Source organism: Dokdonia pacifica (genome assembly GCF_900188275.1).
GTDB lineage: Bacteria > Bacteroidota > Bacteroidia > Flavobacteriales > Flavobacteriaceae > Dokdonia > Dokdonia pacifica.
Genome location: NZ_FZNY01000001.1, coordinates 1,582,310 through 1,603,736, shown reverse-complemented (window position 1 = coordinate 1,603,736; position 21,427 = coordinate 1,582,310). Strand labels below are relative to the sequence as shown.

General features: G+C 33.9%; 21 protein-coding genes. 10 read left to right on the top strand and 11 right to left on the bottom strand.

The window, feature by feature from the left end; translation table 11 throughout:
• Positions 1 to 42 precede the first annotated feature (42 nt).
• The 6 genes from CHB80_RS07195 to CHB80_RS07170 form a co-directional block, all read right to left on the bottom strand.
• Positions 43 to 960, bottom strand: coding sequence for a metal ABC transporter solute-binding protein, Zn/Mn family (locus tag CHB80_RS07195; protein ID WP_089370716.1), 918 nt, complete (start codon positions 958 to 960; stop codon positions 43 to 45).
• Positions 957 to 1,745, bottom strand: a complete 789-nt coding sequence (locus CHB80_RS07190) for a transporter (RefSeq protein WP_089370715.1) — start codon at positions 1,743 to 1,745, stop codon at positions 957 to 959. Before CHB80_RS07190 ends, CHB80_RS07195 begins: the two co-directional genes overlap by 4 nt.
• Positions 1,746 to 1,771: 26 nt before the next feature.
• The gene (locus CHB80_RS07185; protein WP_089370714.1) at positions 1,772 to 2,425 is read right to left on the bottom strand and encodes a metal-dependent transcriptional regulator; all 654 of its coding nucleotides are present in this window, start codon (positions 2,423 to 2,425) and stop codon (positions 1,772 to 1,774) included.
• Between the two features lie 69 nt (positions 2,426 to 2,494).
• Positions 2,495 to 2,974 (bottom strand): regulatory protein RecX, encoded by a 480-nt coding sequence (locus CHB80_RS07180; protein ID WP_371874984.1) that lies wholly within the window; start codon positions 2,972 to 2,974, stop codon positions 2,495 to 2,497.
• A 77-nt stretch (positions 2,975 to 3,051) separates the two neighbouring features.
• A complete protein-coding gene (locus CHB80_RS07175; protein WP_089370713.1) occupies positions 3,052 to 4,596 on the bottom strand; it encodes an Rne/Rng family ribonuclease in 1,545 nt (514 codons plus the stop codon).
• A gap of 480 nt (positions 4,597 to 5,076) precedes the next feature.
• Positions 5,077 to 5,364: an HU family DNA-binding protein gene (locus tag CHB80_RS07170; RefSeq protein WP_089370712.1), complete on the bottom strand. Its 288-nt coding sequence runs from the start codon at positions 5,362 to 5,364 to the stop codon at positions 5,077 to 5,079.
• 130 nt (positions 5,365 to 5,494) lie between these two features.
• Between CHB80_RS07170 and mutY the strand changes: the two genes are divergently transcribed.
• Positions 5,495 to 6,538: an A/G-specific adenine glycosylase gene (gene mutY / locus CHB80_RS07165; protein WP_089370711.1), complete on the top strand. Its 1,044-nt coding sequence runs from the start codon at positions 5,495 to 5,497 to the stop codon at positions 6,536 to 6,538.
• Here mutY and CHB80_RS07160 read toward each other — a convergent pair.
• Positions 6,525 to 7,397, bottom strand: a complete 873-nt coding sequence (locus CHB80_RS07160) for an AraC family transcriptional regulator (protein ID WP_089370710.1) — start codon at positions 7,395 to 7,397, stop codon at positions 6,525 to 6,527. The genes mutY and CHB80_RS07160 overlap by 14 nt on opposite strands.
• A gap of 215 nt (positions 7,398 to 7,612) precedes the next feature.
• On the opposite strand from CHB80_RS07160, the gene CHB80_RS07155 reads away from it, so the two are divergent.
• From CHB80_RS07155 to CHB80_RS07135, 5 genes are all read left to right on the top strand, one after another.
• Complete coding sequence (locus CHB80_RS07155; RefSeq protein ID WP_089370709.1) at positions 7,613 to 7,972, top strand: hypothetical protein; 360 nt, start codon at positions 7,613 to 7,615, stop codon at positions 7,970 to 7,972.
• A 192-nt stretch (positions 7,973 to 8,164) separates the two neighbouring features.
• The gene (locus CHB80_RS07150; RefSeq protein WP_089370708.1) at positions 8,165 to 8,635 is read left to right on the top strand and encodes a single-stranded DNA-binding protein; all 471 of its coding nucleotides are present in this window, start codon (positions 8,165 to 8,167) and stop codon (positions 8,633 to 8,635) included.
• Positions 8,636 to 8,662: 27 nt separating this feature from the next.
• Positions 8,663 to 9,985 carry a gliding motility-associated protein GldE gene (gldE, locus tag CHB80_RS07145; RefSeq protein WP_089370707.1) on the top strand — a complete coding sequence of 441 codons (1,323 nt, stop codon included), beginning with the start codon at positions 8,663 to 8,665 and terminating at the stop codon, positions 9,983 to 9,985.
• The gene (gene gldD, locus CHB80_RS07140; RefSeq protein ID WP_089370706.1) at positions 9,982 to 10,548 is read left to right on the top strand and encodes a gliding motility lipoprotein GldD; all 567 of its coding nucleotides are present in this window, start codon (positions 9,982 to 9,984) and stop codon (positions 10,546 to 10,548) included. Before gldE ends, gldD begins: the two co-directional genes overlap by 4 nt.
• 212 nt (positions 10,549 to 10,760) lie before the next feature.
• On the top strand, positions 10,761 to 11,645 hold the full coding sequence (locus CHB80_RS07135; protein WP_089370705.1) for a DMT family transporter: 885 nt from the start codon (positions 10,761 to 10,763) through the stop codon (positions 11,643 to 11,645).
• Positions 11,646 to 12,029: 384 nt separating this feature from the next.
• Here the strand turns inward: CHB80_RS07135 and CHB80_RS07130 are convergent, their stop codons facing one another.
• Together CHB80_RS07130 and CHB80_RS07125 are read right to left on the bottom strand one after the other, a co-directional pair.
• Positions 12,030 to 12,707, bottom strand: coding sequence for a YiiX family permuted papain-like enzyme (locus CHB80_RS07130; RefSeq protein WP_089370704.1), 678 nt, complete (start codon positions 12,705 to 12,707; stop codon positions 12,030 to 12,032).
• A gap of 3 nt (positions 12,708 to 12,710) precedes the next feature.
• Positions 12,711 to 13,343: a SanA/YdcF family protein gene (locus tag CHB80_RS07125; RefSeq protein ID WP_089370703.1), complete on the bottom strand. Its 633-nt coding sequence runs from the start codon at positions 13,341 to 13,343 to the stop codon at positions 12,711 to 12,713.
• Positions 13,344 to 13,430: 87 nt separating this feature from the next.
• Here CHB80_RS07125 and CHB80_RS07120 point away from each other — a divergent pair, with 87 nt between their 5' ends.
• Positions 13,431 to 13,574, top strand: coding sequence for an SsrA-binding protein (locus tag CHB80_RS07120; RefSeq protein ID WP_089370702.1), 144 nt, complete (start codon positions 13,431 to 13,433; stop codon positions 13,572 to 13,574).
• A gap of 303 nt (positions 13,575 to 13,877) precedes the next feature.
• Here the strand turns inward: CHB80_RS07120 and pckA are convergent, their stop codons facing one another.
• Positions 13,878 to 15,491: a phosphoenolpyruvate carboxykinase (ATP) gene (gene pckA / locus CHB80_RS07115; protein WP_089370701.1), complete on the bottom strand. Its 1,614-nt coding sequence runs from the start codon at positions 15,489 to 15,491 to the stop codon at positions 13,878 to 13,880.
• Positions 15,492 to 15,565: 74 nt separating this feature from the next.
• A complete protein-coding gene (locus tag CHB80_RS07110; protein WP_089370700.1) occupies positions 15,566 to 15,955 on the bottom strand; it encodes a DUF423 domain-containing protein in 390 nt (129 codons plus the stop codon).
• 63 nt (positions 15,956 to 16,018) lie between these two features.
• Between CHB80_RS07110 and CHB80_RS07105 the strand changes: the two genes are divergently transcribed.
• The 3 genes from CHB80_RS07105 to recQ all read left to right on the top strand — a co-directional run bounded on the left by CHB80_RS07105 (position 16,019) and on the right by recQ (position 21,385).
• Positions 16,019 to 17,395, top strand: a complete 1,377-nt coding sequence (locus CHB80_RS07105) for a saccharopine dehydrogenase family protein (protein WP_089370699.1) — start codon at positions 16,019 to 16,021, stop codon at positions 17,393 to 17,395.
• Positions 17,396 to 17,478: 83 nt separating this feature from the next.
• Positions 17,479 to 19,227 carry an FG-GAP-like repeat-containing protein gene (locus CHB80_RS07100; RefSeq protein WP_089370698.1) on the top strand — a complete coding sequence of 583 codons (1,749 nt, stop codon included), beginning with the start codon at positions 17,479 to 17,481 and terminating at the stop codon, positions 19,225 to 19,227.
• A gap of 64 nt (positions 19,228 to 19,291) precedes the next feature.
• On the top strand, positions 19,292 to 21,385 hold the full coding sequence (gene recQ, locus CHB80_RS07095; protein WP_089370697.1) for a DNA helicase RecQ: 2,094 nt from the start codon (positions 19,292 to 19,294) through the stop codon (positions 21,383 to 21,385).
• The last annotated feature ends 42 nt before the right edge of the window (positions 21,386 to 21,427 follow it).

Sequence of the window (21,427 nt, the reverse complement as noted above, 5' to 3'; positions counted from 1 at the left end):
ATCTATTATTTCATTGTTTGCTTTCGCGAAAGCGTATACACGCTACTTAAGCGAGTTTACAATCGTATGCACGTTATATCTAAACATCCCTATATACGTTCCCTCTTCTGTACCCGCATCTCCCAGAGCATCACTATATAGTGAACCTCCAATAACCACTTCGTGGTCTTTTGCCTTTACAGCAGCCTCCAACGCCTCTATCGTACGTCTTGGCACCGAGCTTTCAATAAAAATGGCTTTCACATTATTATCTATAATAAATTGAGATAAACGTTGTACATCCTTTACACCAGCTTCTGTTGCAGTAGATAATCCCTGCAAGCCTACTACATTAAAGTCATAGCTCTTTCCAAAGTAATTAAAAGCATCATGCGCCGTCACTAAAATTCGTTTTTCCTTAGGAAGCGTTTCTATGACTCCTTTTATTTCGCTTTCAAGCGCATCTAATTGTTTTAAATAAGCGTTGGCATTTGCAGCATAACGTTCCCTATTTTTAGGGTCATTTGTAGAGAGTACTTCAACGACTGCATCTACAAATTGCTTAAAATATTGAATATTAAACCACACATGTGGATCATAATTTGAAGCAAAGTAATCAGATCCTATTAGTGTTGATTTATCTAGTCGTTCTCCTAATGCTACTTGTGTTTTTGTAGCAGATCCCATTTTTTCAAAAACTTCTACCAATTTTCCTTCTAGATGTAATCCATTATAAAATATAATATCTGCTCTAGAAAGTTTTGTAACATCACCAGCACTTGCTTTATAGAGATGTGGGTCTACCCCTGCTCCCATTAGCCCTTGTACCTCTATCATATCACCTCCTACATTTTTTACTAGATCTGTAATCATGGTTGTAGTGGTGACTACATTTAAGCGATCATTGGTTGTTGACTTTTCATTTTTACAACCAAGTACACTTAAAACAAAAAGGAATACGAGTATTTTTTTTATGTTCATTTTTTATCAATTCTAAAACTAACACCAGCACTAAGCAATATATCTTGACCTTCTGTAATACTCTGCCCCACGGTAGCATCTAGCTGAATAAGTGGTGCAATAGCATACGTAAGTCCTGCATCCCAAAAATGATTTGCACTACTATCTTCTGGCAGATCTCCATATACCTCTACATAAGCTCCTAATTTATCAGTAATTGAATATCCATAGGCTAGTGTATATATATAAGCAAACTCAGCAGATTCTCCTCCTAATTGTCCTCCTAGATTATAAGCAATACCTGAGCGCTCACTTAACGTATGATTAAAGGAAAATCTAAAATCGGCTGCTGTAAATTCTGGTTTAAAATCAGAACTCGCTGTAAAAGGCAAGAATATATGACCAATTAATCCTATTTCTGGAAACCATCCTTTTTCTTCCGTTATAGCAACTTTAGCACCAAATAACAAAGGAGACAAACCACTCGCAACATCATTAGATTCCATGCCGTTAATGGTAGTTTGTACCTCTTCAAAATTCCAACCTATTCTCAATTCTAGATTATCTAAAATCCCATAGCGTAATAGAGTTGTATTATAGGTGAAGACTTCTTCTTTTATACCGTTATCTTCAAATGATGTCGTCAATGCTCCCGTCTCTACTTGTAAACTTCCTACTGGCACCACTGTAGGCGCTTCTGTAGCATCAGGCCGATCTGTAACCAAATCTGGTGTTGTTTCAGTTTCTTGAGCTACTAGCTGTATACTAAAGCCCAAAAGGCACATTATAATTATTGATTTTTTCAAAAATTGGATTTTTTAAGATTTGTATATTATACTTGGATATATAAGTTTTCGGCTATTTTTTTGGAGATAAAAAATTGTTCTCGCTTTACTTGAATAATCATAGAACCATCAAAAAACTCTTTTCCAAGCACTTTGATTTTAGTTCCAATAGCGATATTACGCTTATCTAAATATTGCAAAAACTCACCACTAGTTTCTCGTACTCCTACTAAAATACCATGTTGACTTTTACTCATTTCTGACAACACCTTCTTCTCAGTTTTTTTAATATTCCCATCTTTATCTGGTATAGGATCTCCGTGAGGATCGTAATCGGGGTGGTCTAAAAATTTATCAAGTCGTGTAATTAACTCTTCAGATTGGATATGCTCTAATTGTTCTGCTATTTCATGAACTTCATCCCATTGAAAGTTTAGTTTTTCAACTAAAAACACTTCCCAAAGTCTGTGTTTACGTATGACTGCAACTGCCACAGCAATACCTGATTTTGTAAGTGTAGTTCCTTTATATCTACGATAGGAAACGAGTTCTTTATCAGCAAGACGCTGTATCATATCTGTAGCAGACGACGCTTTAGTGCTCATCATTTGAGCAATTGCGTTTGTCGCAACAGCGCCTTTATGCTCTTGTTCTAAATGGAAGATACATTTCAAATAATTTTCTTCTGCTCTTGTATACATACGGCAAAAGTAAATTAATTATGTTGGTTAGTAAAAAACTTATTTTAGACTAAGCTAAAAATAGTACTATTACGGGACTAATTCTTTCACTTTTTGATACACCAAGTCTCCCTCCCAACCTCTATAAATAAGATAATCAGCTAGTTTTTTTCTTTTTTTGTATTTGTCTTTTTCTGATGATAATTGCTGTATACGCTTTCGCGAAAGCGCATCAAAAACCTTTTCATAGTCTTCATCAGTAATTTCTAACAACCCCGTTTTGATTGTATATGCTGAGAGTTTTCTTAATTTTAATTCTCTTACAAGACGTTGTTTTCCCCAAGATTTATGATTGAATTTTCCTCGTACAAAGGCTTTTGCAAAACGTTCTTCATTTAAAAAATCATGTTCGATAAGATGCCCAATAATTACATCTATGGCATCAGGAATCATACGCATCTCTACCAGCTTTTTACGCACTTCCTGATGGCAACGATCTTGATATGCACAATATCGTTCTAACTTGCGTTTTGCTTCTTCTACTGTATACGTTTTTATGGGTTGTATCACGGGTTAAAAATACTATTTCCATTTATTTTTGGGCATAAAAAAACCCCATTCCTTTTAGGGAACAGGGTTTTATAATTCTATATTTTAATTTCCTTACCGCTTTTATCTGTAAAGCGATATTCAAGATACGTGTAAGCGTCTCTGGGCATTACTTTTACCCATTTTTTATGTTCTAAAAACCATTTAGAACGAATAGATGGAAATCCTTTGGTTAGAAAAGCTGCAACAAATGGGTGTGCATGAAGCGTCACCTTATTGTTACCGTTTTTAAGAATTTTATCGAGTTTACCTTCCATCTTTTGCACCATTACAATAGGCGCTTCTATCTCTCCGTTTGATCCATTAGGATTTTCTTCGCGGGTTTTGATATTCATTTCTGGTCGTACTCGCTGTCTAGTAATTTGGATTAATCCAAATTTACTAGGCGGTAATATTTTATGCTTTGCGCGATCATCTTTCATTTCATCTTTAAGATGATTAAAGAGTTTTCTGCGATTTTCTGCATTGTTCATGTCTATAAAATCAATCACAATGATACCTCCCATATCTCGGAGGCTAAGCTGGCGTGCAATTTCTGAAGCGGCAATCATATTCACTTCTAGCGCAGTGTCTTCTTGACTCTTTGCTTTATTTGATCTGTTACCACTATTTACGTCAACTACATGTAGGGCTTCTGTGTGCTCGATTACAAGATACGCTCCTTTACTCATAGATACGGTTTTTCCGAAAGATGTTTTAATCTGTCGTTCTATCCCGAATTTTTCGAAAATTGGCGTATTATTCTTGTATAATTTTACAATGCTCTCTTTTTTAGGAGCGATCTCGCTTAAGTATTCTTTGATTTGATAATAGAGCGCCTCATCATCTACTGTTATCCCCGTAAAAGAATCGTTAAAGATATCTCTTAAAATTGAGGATGCTCGGTTCATTTCACCAAGCACTTTACTTGGATGATGTGCGCCTTGAATTTTTTTACTCATGGTAGCCCATTTGTCTACCAAATTTTGAAGGTCTTTATCTAGTTCGGCGACCTTTACTCCTTTTGCAACTGTGCGTACTATCACACCAAATCCTTTAGGACGGATGCTTTGTACTAATCGCTTAAGACGCGCTTTTTCTTCTTTGCTTTCTATTTTTTGTGAAATAGAAATTCTATCAGAAAAAGGCACGAGAACAATATATCTACCAGCTATAGAAAGCTCACTGCTTATTCTAGGGCCTTTTGTAGAAATAGGTTCTTTGGCAATTTGTACCAGTACACTTTGTTTTTGTTTCAAGACATCGGTAATCTTACCGTTTTTATCTATGTCTTTTTCAAAAGGAAAGTTGTTTAAAGAATAGTCTTTTAATTTACCTGTGCTTACACGTTTTATGTAACTTAGAAGTGTTGGAAGTTTTGGACCTAAATCATGATAATGCAAAAAAGCATCTTTTTCATATCCTACATTTACAAATGCAGCATTTAGTCCAGAAACTGTTTTTCTAATATTTGCGATATAAATATCACCAACATTAAATTTATTTCCATCTTCTTCTTTGTGAAGTTCTATAAGTCTTCCATCTTTTAGTAAGGCAAAATCAACTACCGAGGAACTAGATCTTATAATCAATTCTTTATTCACTCTTTAGTAATTTTTATCCATCATGCACATAGTGCGTGACAAATGGATTATACAATAATTTATCACAGGTATCATAACGTATAACTATGTATACAAAATGTAATAAATACGTTGTAACATACAAACCTCAAGGTATTAGGGTTTTTTTGTTACGATGTCAAAGAACTAAATGAATTATACAAATGCTATCTAGACAAAACGAGCCTAAAAAAAGAATCACTTTACTACCTATTTTACAATAGAGAATACCCTCTGTAAAATTTAAGTGTAATCATTTTATACGCAAATTTTTATAGCTCTAGATATCAGATGTTTAATGATATATGTATAATTCAAAAGAAAAAGTAGTCTTAGACTACTTTTTCTTCTTGTGACGGTTTGCTCTACGTCTCTTTTTACGTTTGTGCGTTGCTACCTTGTGTCTTTTTCTTTTTTTACCACTTGGCATAAAATGATTCTTTTATTAGGTTACTTAATAAATTATACTGCAACGTTCGTCTTTACTCCTTCTACAAATACTTTTGCAGGTTTGAACGCAGGTATGTTGTGCGCTGGAATTTTGATAGTCGTATTCTTAGAAATATTTCTACCTGTTTTTTCCGCTCTTGTTTTAATAATAAAGCTACCAAATCCTCTTAAGTAAACGTTATCACCACCTTCTAAAGAAGTTTTTACTTCACTCATGAATGATTCGATAGTTGCTTGTACGTCATTCTTTTCGATACCTAATTTTTCAGATACCTTTGCTACAATATCAGCTTTTGTCATTTTAAAAATTGTTTAGGGGTTAAAATTTCAAGTTCGCAAATATAAGCATTAAAAACTCAAACTTTCAAGCATAATCTTTTAAAATATAAGAAGATAAGTATATATTTTAGCAAAAAACCTATATTTCCCTTTGAAATTCTCTAATAAACTTATATCGTGGTACATAGAAAACAAGCGCGAAATGCCTTGGAGACAAACTACTGACCCCTATCGTATTTGGCTCTCTGAAATCATTCTTCAACAAACTAGAGTTGCCCAAGGATTACCCTATTATTTGAAGTTTACAGAAACTTTTCCAACTGTACATGATCTAGCCAACGCTTCTGAAGAAGAAGTGTTAAAATTATGGCAAGGACTAGGATATTATTCTCGTGGAAGAAATTTACACGCAGCTGCAAAATATATTGTGGAAGATTGTGAGGGCATTTTTCCTAATACATATAAAGAACTCTTAAAATTAAAAGGTGTTGGAGATTATACCGCCAGTGCTATAGCAAGTATTAGTTTTAATGAACCCACAGCCGTAGTAGATGGAAATGTATATCGTGTATTATCTCGATATTTTGGGATTGATACTCCTATTAATAGCACACAAGGTATTAAAGAATTTAAAGCTTTAGCTCAAGAGCTTATCGATATAGAGCAACCTGCAAATTTCAATCAAGCGATTATGGAGTTTGGTGCTATACAATGCAAACCTCAAAACCCTTATTGCTTGCATTGCATTTTTAATGATTCTTGTGTTGCACTTCAAAAAAATAGTATTAACACATTACCCGTAAAGCTCAAGAAAATAAAAGTTAAAAATCGCTATTTAAATTATCTTGTGTTTAAATCATCAGATCATAAAACTATAATTGAACGGCGTACAGGAAAAGGAATTTGGCAAGGTCTTTATCAATTCCCTATGATTGAAGGGGAGTTTGACGTTTCCCGCTTTCGCGAAAGCGAACTCTTCCTAAAAAAAACAGCAGCTTACACAATAAAAAGCATAGAGCAACATAACATAAAACCTATTGTGCATAAATTATCCCATCAGCACTTACACACTATATTTTGGATTATTGATGTAGAAAAACTAGATGATACTGCTTTAGAAATCAAAACATTAACATCGCATCCTGTTCCTGTGCTTATTGAAAAATTTATAGTAGCATATTTTAATCTAAAATAGTTTTAATTTGTTTTCTATATGCAGAAGGACTCTGTCCTGTAAATGCTTTAAATCTTTTATTAAAGTGTGAGAAGTTATTAAATCCGCTTTCAAAACACACATCAGTAATTGTCATAGCGTGTTCAGAGAGCAACTTTGAAGCATGCACTAAGCGATATTCATTGACAAACTGCGTAAATGTCTTATTTGTTATTTTCTTGAAATAACGACAAAAAGAAGGAACTGTCATATGCGTTAGTTCTGACATCTGCTCTAGAGGGATTTCTTCTTTAAAGTGGTTTTTTACATGATTGAACACTAAATTAATTCTATCATTATCGTGTACATTAGATAATAAGGTAAATCCATCTGCATTAAGTATTCTAAATTCTTTTGTAGTAGCAAGTCTATTAAGGACCTTTAAAAAAGATAGTAATCGCTCAAAATCACTTTGCTGATCCATGCTCTCCATAAGAGCACCTACTTCTGTTTTTGTGACTCCAGAAAATACAACCCCGCGTTTTGATACTTGTAAAAGCTTTTTAATATGAGACATTTCAGGAATATTAAAAAAATCATCTCCAAGAAAATTAGCTTTCATTTGTATGACGGTTTCAAATTTATTGCCTGTTTGATGATCTGTAAATCCACAATGAGGTAAGTTACTACCAACTAAAATTAAAGTACCCCATGTATAATAAGAAAGGTTACTTCCTACAAGTCTTCTCCCTGTGCCTCCATTTACATATACAAGTTCTAACTCAGGATGGTAATGCCATACCGTATTATCATTCCTATTTTCCTTATCAAATTTTTGATATAGAAAGGAATTTCCAAAATTAGGGGTGATCGCTTCTAAAGTAGGTTTCTGTAAAATCATATCAAGCTTTTATGGCTAAAGTTAAAAACGCTTTTGAAGTTAAATCGTTAGAAAATTACCTTAAATATGTGCTAAATTAACATAATAATAAATCATAAATTTAACAGAGGGTAATTTAGAACATTAATATGAAAATAATGTAATAGCAACGGGTAGCATTCTGGTGTATGTTTGTGTCATAATAATTTAGTCATCAATCATTTAAATCGAATATTATGAAAAACACATTAAAATTATCACTGCTTTTTGCACTTTTAATCACTAGTGTACATGTAAATGCTACAACATTGGAAACATTTGTAGAGACAAAAGAATCAAATCCCAAAACCATTACAGATGATTTAGTCATTAGAGAAAAAGATGAAAAAGTATCTGTAATTCTTTTAAACTTGGATTTAAATCCAATAAAGATTACCATCAGAGATGGTTTTGGGCGTATTGTATTTTCTGAAACAATCAAAGACAATAAGACTATTCATAAGTCATTTAACTTTAAAAAGGCATATAAAGGAAGTTACAGTATTAAAGTAAGAAATGGTTTAACTACTTACAATAAAGAAATAAAAATCATCTAAATACTTATTTCTTTCATTTAAAATTAAGTTTGCTTAGTGAGGCCTCTTTTAGATAATTCTAACGAGAGGCCTTTCTTATATTTTCTATTAAAGTTACAGATCAGGTTCCCTCTATAAAAATCAACATCTTGTAATAGTTGTTTATCTATAAGTTTATAGATTACAGCTTAATATTTTCTTATATTTGATACTATGGCAGGAACTATTAATAAAGTAATTCTAATTGGTCACACGGGAGACGAGGTAAAAATGCACTACTTTGAAGGAGGTAATAGCATAGGGCGTTTTCCATTAGCTACCAATGAAGAATACACCAATAGAACAACAGGAGAGCGCGTAAGTAATACCGAATGGCACAATATAGTTGTACGAAATAAAGCTGCCGAAATTTGTGAAAAATATCTCAAAAAAGGAGATAAAGTATATATAGAAGGTCGTTTAAAAACTCGAAAGTGGACAGATGACAAAGGTCTTGAGCGTTATAGTACCGAGATACAGTGTGTAGATTTTACGTTTCTTACTCCTAAAGGAGAAGGGCAGCAACAAAGCAATACACCTGCACAAGCATCACAACCCGTTCAATCATCACAACCAGCTCAACAGCCACCATCGACTCCAGCTCAAACAAATCCTGCAGAGGATGTAGATGACCTTCCATTTTAGAATCACGTTTAACGAATTTAAATACGATTGGATCCTGACCCTGAACCCTTGCTTATACTATTAGCTTTTGATAGTACCATTCTTATTAGTAGTATTCTATTAATAGCATTATTTATATGCTCTGCCCTTATAAGCGGTGCCGAAGTTGCTTTTTTCTCATTAACACCTACAGATATAGAAGAGCCCGATGCAACAGATCATCAAAATCCTAAGCTAAAAACAGTTGCCAAACTTCTACAAAAACCTAAAAAACTCTTAGCCACCATATTAGTAGCAAATAACACTATTAATATTGCTATTGTCCTTCTTTTTGCTAGTGTAGGAGATATTTTATTTAGTGATATCACTACTACATTTCTTGGTATTTCAGTACGATTCATCGTTGAGATCATCATCATTACGTTCTTGATTTTACTTTTTGGCGAGATTTTACCTAAAATTTACGCAAGCCGCAACAACATTAAGTTTGCGAGTTTTATGGCAACACCGCTTAGAGTATTAGATATTATTTTTACGCCATTAAGTGGCCCCATGCGCTACATTACTTTGCAAATACATAATACGCTAGGAGATCAAAAATCAAATTTTAATGTAGACCAACTATCACAAGCATTAGAACTTACTAGTGAAGGCGACACCACCAAAGAAGAACAAAAAATACTACAAGGAATCGTAGCCTTTGGAAATACCGATACTAAGCAGGTTATGCGACCTCGTATGGACGTTTTTGCCCTTAATAAAGAAGATTCCTACACTGATATACTGGCACAAATAAAAGACAGAGGATATTCTCGTATTCCCGTATTTGAAGATAGTATTGATACCATTGTAGGGATTTTATATGTAAAAGACTTATTACCTCATCTTTCTGATAAAAAATTTGAGTGGACATCTTTATTGCGAGAACCTAATTTTGTGCCTGAAAATAAAAAATTGGACGATTTACTTGCCGAGTTTAAAGAAAAGAAAAACCACCTTGCAATTGTGGTAGATGAATACGGAGGTACTAGTGGGATTATTACACTAGAAGATATTATTGAAGAAATAGTAGGTGATATCAGTGATGAATTTGATGATGAAGATATCATTTATTCTAAGATAGATGAACACAATTATGTCTTCGACGGAAAGACATCGTTAAAAGATTTTTATCGTATTATACATCTTGAAAATGATAGTATTTTTGAAAATCAAAAAGGAGAGGCCGAAACTATTGCAGGTTTTATACTAGAAATATCCGGCGGTTTTCCTAGAAAAAATGAAGTAATAAGTTATGACCAATATACGTTTACTATTGAAACCATAGATAAGAAACGCATAAAACAAATTAAATTCACCATACGATCTTGACCTTACGCTATTATATCCAAATTCTAATCTGTTGTGCAGTACTTGTTTCTTGTGGAGATGATGTATTACCAAAACCAGAAGCCTATCTAAGTCTTACATACCCAAACCCCAATTATGTCACTACCCCTTCAAATTGTGATTATAAATTTGAAAACAATTATATAAGCACTGCTGTTTTTAAAGATAACTGCTCTGCAACTATTAATTACCCTGGACTCAACGGCACCTTATTTTTGACGTATCGAAAAGTAGATAATAATATAAATTCCTTATTAAGAGATGCCCAAAAGCTCACCTATGAGCATGTCATCAAAGCAGATGATATTATTGAAGAAAAATACATCAATGAGCTACAAAATGTATACGGTATGTTTTATGACGTGCGAGGGAATGCAGCTTCTCAGTCACAGTTTTATGTAACAGATAGCACAAAACATTTTATTACGGGTTCTATTTATTTTAATGCAAAACCAAACTACGATAGCCTTTATCCCGCTGCTGCATATCTTAAGAATGATATTCGTCATCTTATGGAAACGATCACTTGGTCTACAGAAGATTAGTACGCATTCGTATTTCGGCAAGCTCCATATAAATTTCACTTTCGTGAAAACATACCCAGCATCAAAACAACTTATAAGAATCATATCATTTCCTCACTACGCTCTATAAACAGAAGTCATTACCATTATTTATAGAAAGCAATTTATTTTAAACTCATAAATCGATAAACTCACCAAGGAATTTCCGAACTTTGCATATCTAAAATTTTGCAATGCAAAACAGCACATTAAAATGGATATATCTCGTGGTATTATCCATTATTTGGGGAAGTTCTTTCATACTCATAAAAAAAGGACTTGTAGGCTTGACGCCTATTCAACTTGGAGCTTTACGTATTTTATTTACTGCATTTTTCTTATTACTCATCGGCTGGAAAAGTTTACGCACTATCAAAAAAGCAGAATGGAAATGGATTATTATTTCTGGAGTTTTAGGAACTGGTCTTCCCGTATTTCTATTTGCCTATGCCGAAACAGAAATAGATAGTGCGATCGCTGCCATATTAAACTCTAGTGTTCCTTTACTGACACTTCTATTAGGCTTGACATTATTTGGCGCTACATTCTTAAAACGTCAATTACTAGGTGTTTTAGTAGGTTTGAGCGGTGCCACAGCATTAATTCTTATTGGAGCAAGTATCAATCCTAGTCAAAACTACTGGTATGCATTACTTGTTATATCTGCAGGGGTTATGTATGCATTTAATGTAAATATTATCAAAAAATATATGCAGGATATTTCTGCTATCGCTATTGCGACAGGGAACTTTATTTTTTTAATTCCTCCAGCATTGGTTTTATTGGTGTATTCTGATTTCTTTAATCAAGAATTATTACGTTCTCAGGAAGTACAACTATCATTAGGGTATATTGTCATTCTAGCCTTATTTGGAACCGCCATGGCAAAAGTGATGTTTAATAAGTTAGTACAAATAAGCAACCCCGTATTTGCCTCATCAGTGACTTACCTTATGCCCATCATTTCCGTCATGTGGGGAGTATTAGATGATGAAAAGTTTACCATCTGGCAATTTTTTGCTTCTCTGGTTATTATTGTTGGTGTATATCTTGTCAATAAGAAAACGAAAACTACATAACTACTATTGGGGTGGTTGTTTGTTGATTTTTGTAAAATGCGAAGCACAAAAATCCAACAAACTTTCCGTAACACAACTATGCTGAAAAATTTACTATTTGGCAATTTTTTGCTTCTCTAGTTATTATTGTTGGTGTATATCTTGTCAATAAGAAAACCAAAACTACATAACTACTATTGGGGTGGTTGTTTGTTGATTTTTGTAAAATGCGAAGCACAAAAATCCAACAAACTTTCCGTAACACAACTATGCTGAAAAATTTACTATTTGGCAATTTTTTGCTTCTCTAGTTATTATTGTTGGTGTATATCTTGTCAATAAGAAAACGAAGACAGCATAGCTACAACAATTACTAATTATCTCTAGCAAAGTAATAGGCATTTTTTAATGTTGCTTAATAGTTATTAATGCATTTGAATTGAACATTGCAGCTGGTGAAATCACTTTTTCATGTATTGGAATACTATCACCATAACGTTCTTTCATTTTAGCACGAACCACATCATTATTTAAATTAAAATCAGAAAGCTGTTCAAGTTCTCCTATCTCTATCCCTGTAGCTTCTTTGTAAATTTTCCATACAAGTTCAGAGCAATAAATTTTATCATCAGACCATTCAAAATAGAGATCATAAGGCTTTCCTCTATATTGTTCTCCTACTTGTTTCATTTTAGCAATTACTGAATTTGTAAGTATTTCATTAGCATTTTTAAGCCTCTTAATTACATAATGCTTGTTTTTTCCTCGATTTATCCAATCCTGTAAAGGAGTTATCATTACTGGTTGGATAGCTTCGTATACAAAAAACTGTTCATCTATATTATAGATAATACCCATATGACTATACTTCGAGTTTGTTGCTAATTGAATAGCTTTACTCTGGCTTGATTTTGAGGTTTGAAAAATAATATCGCCATTCTGGATTTCCTTATAAGACTCAAATTTTTCAAGTTGTACTGAGTCATTTTTGACCCCATGAGCAAATTGACTCATTTCAATCCCCCAATAGGTGAGAAAGCCTAAAATAAATACGAGCAATATGGCAAAAACTATTTTTTTCATCCCTTACTTAATCTCTATTTTCTCCCCTAAAAACTTAGGCTCTACACCAAATAGTATATCTAAGAACACCTTTGTTCTCGCTAGATATTCTCTAAGTTGCACTTTTAAACCATAACGTCTAGAGACATCTCGTGCATTAAAACCAACTGCTTCTATATCATTCTTACCTGCAAGGTAAATAGCACGTTCATTGTGGAATTCTTGAGAGATAATAGTAATTTCTTCTTGCCCAAATATTTCTTTAGCTCGTATTACAGAATCTAATGTTCTAAATCCTGCATAATCTAGAAATATTCGATCTTCAGGAATCCCTCTTTTCACAAGTTCTTCCTTAAAATCAGTAGGTTCATCATAGAGCTTGGTACTATTATCTCCACTCACTAAAACAAAGTCAATTTTATCTTCTTTATACAACGCTACAGTTGCTTCTATTCTATATGTAAAATATAAGTTAGTACGTCCATTTTGTAAAAGTTTAGAGGTTCCTAATACCAGTCCTACCTTATTTTTTTTAATATCAGAAACAGCGCTAAACGTTTTATCACTTGCATAAGACTCTATAGAATAATTAGAGACAACTATTACCAATAAAGTAATAGCTATTAAAAGGACAAGTGCTTTTATTTTTTTGCGCATCGTATTTATGACTTTCAATAAAAATAAATAATTCAAAGGCTATACTTAACATTTTATAGTTTATTTAGTATTATTTATTTTTACCACATGACTTTTTTCAAAATTTTAGCCAAACTAAACAAAGCTTTACTTCCATCATTTTCTAAAAAAGAACTTGATTTAGCGAAAGCAAAAAAATGGCAACTTGCCATTATTGGTTATCGAGCATGGGTTACAAAGAGAGCGTTATAAAAAGTGTCGTTTTCTACAACAAAAAAATAATCTTCTAGGGAAATCTTAATATGCTTTCGCGAAATCGAGCTCGCGAGATTCACGACGAAAAAGGGAGAGCGTAGCGTTAAAGCGAGAAAAGATAAAAACAACAAGTGATTAATGTTTGTGAGGATATTTAAAAAACTCTGACCACTATCTTTTAAAGATAAAAAGCGATTGTTTTCACAATCGCCTTTCATCCCTAAACAAACTATCAAGAGATCTTAATAGTTTTTGAAAAAGAGATCTTTATATAATCCCCTTACATTATATATAACATTACTAGCCTAATGGTGGCTGACCGTTCATAATTTCTTCATTAGCATACGCTTCAAACTTTTTAAAGTTCTCTTTAAAAGACTTTGCTAGTTTATGCGCTGTTTCATAATATCCTTCATCATTATTCCAAGTAGCACGAGGAGATAATACTTCTGTAGGCACCCCTGGACATGTTCTAGGTTGCGCTACTCCAAATACAGAATGTACATGATAATCATCATGTGTAACTTCAGATGGCAATTCTCCATTCATTGCAGCAGAAATCATTGCTCTTGTATACTTTAATTTCATACGTGATCCAACCCCGTAAGGACCGCCTGTCCAACCTGTATTTACTAACCATACATTTACGCCAGCTTCTTGCATCTTCTTACTTAGCATTTCTGCATATTTTGTAGGATGTAATGGCATAAAAGGCGCTCCGAAACAAGCAGAAAAAGAAGGCTGTGGTTCTGTCACTCCCGCCTCAGTACCTGCTACTTTTGCGGTATACCCACTTATAAAGTGATACGCTGCTTGCCCTGGTGTTAATTTTGAAATAGGAGGCAGTACTCCAAAAGCATCGGCAGTTAAGAAAAATATATTCTTAGGATTGGTTGCCAAAGAAGGCACTTGAATATTATTGATATGATTAATTGGGTAGCTTACACGTGTATTTTGAGTAATAGAAGTATCTTCAAAATCTACATCACCATTGGCATCCATAATCACATTTTCTAAAATAGCCCCTGGCTTTATAGCATTATAAATATCCGGCTCATTCTCTGCAGATAGATTAATTACTTTTGCATAACACCCTCCTTCAAAATTAAAGATCGTATTTTCTGCTGTCCATCCATGCTCATCATCTCCTATTAATTTACGGTTAGGATCGGCAGAAAGTGTTGTTTTTCCAGTTCCAGAAAGCCCAAAGAATATAGCGGTCTCTCCATTATCACCTACGTTTGCAGAACAGTGCATAGGCAGTGTGTTTTTATCTACAGGAAGAATAAAGTTCAAAGCAGAAAAAATTCCTTTTTTAATTTCACCTGTATATCCTGTTCCTCCTATAATAATAGTCTTTTCTGTAAAACTTAAAATAGCAAAGTTACTTTGACGAGTTCCATCTACTTCAGGATCTGCAAGAAATCCTGGAGCATTTAAAATAGTCCATTCTGGATCAAAATTCTCAAGCTCTTCAGAAGTAGGTCTTAAAAACATATTGTATGCAAACATATTAGACCAAGGATATTCGTTTATTACACGAATATTTAATCGATACTTATCATCTGCACATGCATAACTATCTCTCACATATAATTCTTTACCTGAAAGATAATCTGTAATCTTGTTTTTTAATTTCGCGAAAGCGTCAGCTTCAAAAGGGATATTAATAGATCCCCACCATACTAAATCTTCGGTTTTTGCATCTTTTACAATAAAACGATCTAGCGGTGATCGTCCAGTAAACTTTCCTGTATTAACCGCAAGTGCTCCACTAGAAGCTGTCTTACCCATATCATTCTTTACAGAAATAGCATGTAAGTCTTGAGGTTCTAGCTGATAATGGGCGGTTGCGTTATCAATTCCATAAGGTTTTAACGAAATCGTTTTCGTAACTGAAGTGTCAGAAGCCATAAAAATGGTATTTGTTGTGTTGTTTTTAAAGCGCAAAGGTAAAAAAACCTTGGAGTTGGAGCAGTATTTTTATATTATTTCTCTTTCTTCATTTGGAAGAATTTAACAATAAGCAGTCCCCATGCTATAATTAGAAGCGTCCCACCTATAGGTGTGATGATCCCAATCGTTGTAAAATCAAAACCTGTAAGTGCATTTGTTGCAAGTCCATATATAGATCCTGAAAATAGTATAACGCCAGTAAGAATAAGGATGTGAAGCGTTTTTTTTGTTTTTTCGCTTAAAGCGAAAATAGCCACTAACAGCATTAATAATGCATGATACATTTGATATTTAACACCTGTTTCAAAAGTTGCTAGAGCATCGGCATCTAAAGACTTCTCTAAACCATGTGCTCCAAAAGCACCAATCACTACTGCCAGAAATCCTAAAATACTTCCAGTTACTAAAAGTCGTTTGTTCATAAAATAACTTGTTATATAATTAATCAAATAACTACATTCGTACTCCACAAATTTACAACCAATATGTCTACAAGAACAATCTTAGTTATAGGAGCTGGAAAATCTACTTCTCAACTAGTAAATTACTTTCTTAACAAAGCAACTTCAGAAAACCTAGAAATTATTGTAGGCGATATTTCGATAGAGAATGCACAAAAACTTGTAGGCGATCACCCTAGAGGAAAAGCTATAGCTCTAGATGTATTTAATGAATCTCAACGTGCAAAAGTAATTCAAGAAGCAACTATTGTTGTATCTATGCTTCCTGCTCGTTTCCATATAGAAGTAGCCCGTGATTGTATCACGTATAATAAATCTATGGTGACAGCTTCTTATATCTCTAAAGAGATGCAGGCATTAGACAAAGCTGCCAAAGAAAAGGGACTTATCTTCATGAATGAAATAGGACTTGATCCAGGTATTGATCATATGAGTGCAATGCAAGTCATAGATCGCATACGTGATAATGGAGGTAAAATGATTCTCTTTGAAAGTTTTACTGGAGGTCTTGTCGCTCCAGAAAGCGACACTAACTTATGGAACTATAAGTTTACTTGGAATCCTCGCAATGTAGTACTTGCTGGACAAGGAGGGGCTGCAGAATTCATACAAGAAGGAGCTTATAAATACATTCCATACCAACGTCTTTTTAGACGTACAGAGTTTTTAGAAATAGAAGGATATGGTCGTTTTGAAGGATATGCAAATAGAAATTCGTTAAAATATAGATCGGTGTATGGTCTGGATGATATCCCTACTTTATACCGAGGTACTATACGTCGCGTAGGATTTTCTAAAGCATGGCATATTTTTGTGATGATGGGTATGACTGACGATAGTTATACACTTCAAGAAACAGAAAACATGAGTTATAGAGATTTTCTAAATCTCTTCCTTCCCTACTCTCCTACTGATTCTGTAGAGTTAAAATTACGTCACTATCTCAAAATAGATCAAGATGACCTACTTTGGGATAAATTGGTAGAATTAGATATTTTTAATCCAGATAAAAAATTAGGCTTAAAAAATGCTACTCCAGCAAAATGCCTACAGCGTATCTTAGAAGATAAATGGACCCTAGCTCCAGAAGACAAAGATATGATTGTTATGTACCATAAATTTGGATACGAACTTGACGGAAAACGTAAACAAATAGATGCTACGATGGTAAACATAGGAAATGATCAAATCGAAACTGCTATGGCAAGAACGGTAGGTCTTCCTGTTGCAATGGCAACACTTCGTATTCTAAATGGAGATATTATTACACCTGGTGTCCAGCTTCCTATACAAAAAGAAGTATATACTCCTATTCTAAAAGAATTAGAAGAATATGGCATTACGTTTAAGGAATATCAAGTCCCATACTTAGGTTACAATCCTAATAATGTAGGCGGGTAAATTACGTGTTGTTTTTTCTTAGACTTCTCTTCTCAATTTTTTAAAAAAGTTTTAGTACTTTGAGATACTAAAATTGCTTTCACATGAGGAGATTACTATTCTTTTTTATTCTTATAGCACATCAAACGTTTGGTCAGATTGAATTTAGGAATGATGAATCTATACTTTTTGATGAAGAGACGATATATGGTTCAAGTGTATTAGGCCCCAGTATTTCTTTCTTTGATTTTGATCAAGATGGATGGGATGATATCACGATTCCTGCCTCTGCAATTCATGATTTTCAATTCTTTAAAAATGTAAACGGCAATTTTCAAGCTGTAGATCTAGGCATCACTGGTAATAATATTCAAGCTAGACATGCTATATGGGTAGATATCGATAATGACGGAGATCATGATTTTTTTGCCACAAGTGATCTTGGGTATATATGGCTTTATAGAAATGAAGGAAATAATACATTTACTAATATAACAGACACTTCAGGATTACCAGACACAGATATTCCATATTGGGGTTCTTCTTGGGGAGATTATAACAATGATGGCATTTTAGATGTCTTTATAAGTATAAGAGATGCCGATCAAATACAAGGCAATTTATTGTTTCAAGGTAACGGAGATGGCACATTTACAGACACAACAACAAGTGCTGGAATAGATGCAGCAGGTTATATTACATTTTGTTCTTCCTTTTTTGATTATGATAATGATGGAGACCAAGATATTTACACTGCTAATGATAAATGCATCACACCTAATACCTTATATAGAAATAACGGTGATGGAACATTTACAGATGTAAGCATCGAAAGTGGTACAGATTTGTATATGAGTGCGATGTCTACCACCATAGATGATTTTAATAATGATGGATGGTTAGATATTTATGTAACTAATTTTTATCCTCCTTTTGAAGAAGATGTTACTGTTGGGAATGCTTATTTACTAAATAATGGGGATGGCACATTTAGTAACGTAGCTTTAGAAAATGGTACTCGCTTTGATAGTATAGGATGGGGAACCGTATGCATAGACACAAGCAATAATACCTATAAAGATCTATATGTAAGTGGTAGTGTAGATGGTGAAGATGGCAGACCTTCTGCAACGCTATATCTTAATGATGGGACAGGTAATTATACAGTAAGCACAGGCACTGGTATCGAAGAAGATAATTTTATAAGTTATTCAAATGCTATAGGAGATATTCAGAACGATGGTTTACAAGACATTGTTGTCATTAATGCAAATAATGCCCCTATCTCCCTTTGGAATAACACAACGACTACAGATAACAATTGGGTTAAAGTAACACTAGAAGGGACTACAAGCAATAAAATGGGCGTAGGTTCAAAAATTAAAGTAGGTGCTGGAGATAACGTATATTATGGATATACACTCTGTGGAGAGGGATATATGAATCAGAATAGTGACGCTGAGTTGTTTGGCATGGGTAACGCTACCAATATTGATTACATTGAAGTTACTTGGTTAAGTGGCATGATAGATCGCATTGAAGATATCGACGTTAATCAAACTATTCATATCGTTGAAGGATCTAACCCTTTACGCATTGATGAATTTACAGTAAATGACATTACACTTTATCCAAACCCAGCAAAAAACAATATCCATTTTACCTATCCTGAAAACCAACAAGAAATCACTATTTCTATTATTGACATGCAAGGAAAAGTAGTCAAAACACAACGCTTTGACAGTCCTAGTCGGGATCACACTATTGATATTTCAAATATGGCCGGAGGCGTTTATTTTATATCAATAAATAATAACACAACAACTTTTATTAAAAAAATGGTTGTTATATAAAATCATTTTTTATCTATAGAATCACTTTGATTACACTGCATATTTAGTAGCTTGCACTTTGCCTATGACTCCAGAGAAAGATAATCTACACAAGCTACTTAAAACCCATTTTGGGTATGATCACTTTCGTGAAAACCAACTCGATATCATTCAAGATATCATTTCAGGAAAAGACACGTTAGTAATTATGCCTACTGGAGGTGGAAAATCTATGTGTTTTCAGCTTCCTTCTCTTGCATTATCTGGCACTGCCCTTGTAATTTCACCGCTCATAGCATTAATGAAAGACCAAGTAGATGCCTTAAAAGCAAATGGTATCAGAGCGGCATACTACAATAGCACACAAGCTCCAGAAGAAATTGAAAAAGTTACTCATGATTTGCGAGAAGGACACCTTGACCTTATCTATGTAGCTCCAGAAAGTTTATCATTACTAGACACCTTATTACAAGAAATACAAGTAAACCTCATTGCTGTAGATGAAGCACATTGCATCTCTTCTTGGGGGCATGATTTTAGACCTGCATATACTCAATTAGGATATCTTAAAAAAAGATACCCTGAAACGCCTTTGGTCGCTCTTACAGCAACCGCAGATGTCTCAACGCAAGATGATATTGCAGAACAGCTTTCCATCCCAAAAGCAAAACGCTACGTAGCATCTTTTGACAGACCCAATTTATTTCTAGATGTACGACCTGGACAAAATAGAATACAGCAAATCCTTGCCTTTCTAGACAATCATCCTTTTGAGAGTGGTATTGTTTATTGCTTAAGTAGAAAAAGCACAGAACAACTCGCGCAAAAATTAAGAGATGCAGACCATACAGCAAAAGCATATCATGCAGGCCTTGATGCAAAAGAACGTGCAAAAATTCAAGAAGATTTTATCAATGACAAAACGCCTATCATTGTTGCTACAATAGCCTTTGGAATGGGAATCGATAAAAGTAATGTACGCTGGGTAATACATTACAATATGCCTAAAAATATAGAAGGCTATTATCAAGAAATCGGTCGTGCAGGTAGAGATGGGATTCCATCTCATACGTTGCTTTTTTATAGCTATGCAGATACTATACAATTACGCAAGTTTATAGAAAACAGCGCTAATATTGAATATCAAACTGCAAAGCTAGAACGAATGCAACAGTATGCAGAAGCTTTAAGCTGTCGCAGAAAAGTACTGCTCAATTACTTTGGTGAGTTTTTAATAGAAGACTGTGGTAATTGTGATATCTGTAAAAATAATCCTGAGTATTTTGATGGTACGACCATTGCCCAAAAAGTACTATCTGGTGTGACTCGATTAAAAGAGCAAGAAGCCTTGGGTATGGTTATAGATGTACTAAGAGGAGCTCATAATGCTTCGGTATACGATAAGGGATATCAACATATTAAAACATTTGGTGCAGCTAAAGATATTGCCTGGAAAGATTTACAACAGTATATCATTCAAATGATTAATCAGGGGTTATTAGAAATACGCTTTCGCGAAAGCGGAAGACTCCTCCTCACATCTCTAGCTAAAGAAGTGTTATTTAAGGGTAAAAAGGTACAATTGGCTAACCTAGTGCAACCCATCGTTGAAATTCCTAAAGAACGAAAACCTAAAAAACCAAAAGGAACTTTATTTGAAAAGCTTCGTGAGTTACGTAATGAATTAGCACGAGATGAAAATGTGCCTGCATATATCATTTTTAGTGATGCTAGTCTAAAGGACATGGAAGATCAAGAACCAACTACAGAAGCTGAGTTTCTTCAAATAAGTGGTGTAGGACAAGCAAAATTAGAACGATATGCTACTGATTTTCTCAATGTCATTAAAGCACACACTAAAAAACCTAAAAAAACCAAAATAGGTAAAACCCATGAAGAAACGAGAGTTTACATTGAGGAAGGACTCTCTATAGAAGAAATTGCAGAAGCACGAAATTTAACCACGGGATCTATATTTAATCATGTTTTAAAATTATATGAAGGCGGTATGCATATAGATTTTGATCAATTTATAACGACACAAGAAATAGCGCAAATTGAGAAAGCACAAGAAGAGATTGAAGATGCTTCTAGTCTAAAATCATACTTTATGCACTTCGAAGAGCAAGTTCCTTATTGGAAAATAAAATTGGGATTATATCTACTGCAAAAAAGATGATACGTACACTAAAAATCAATTAACTCAAAAAAAAATATACCA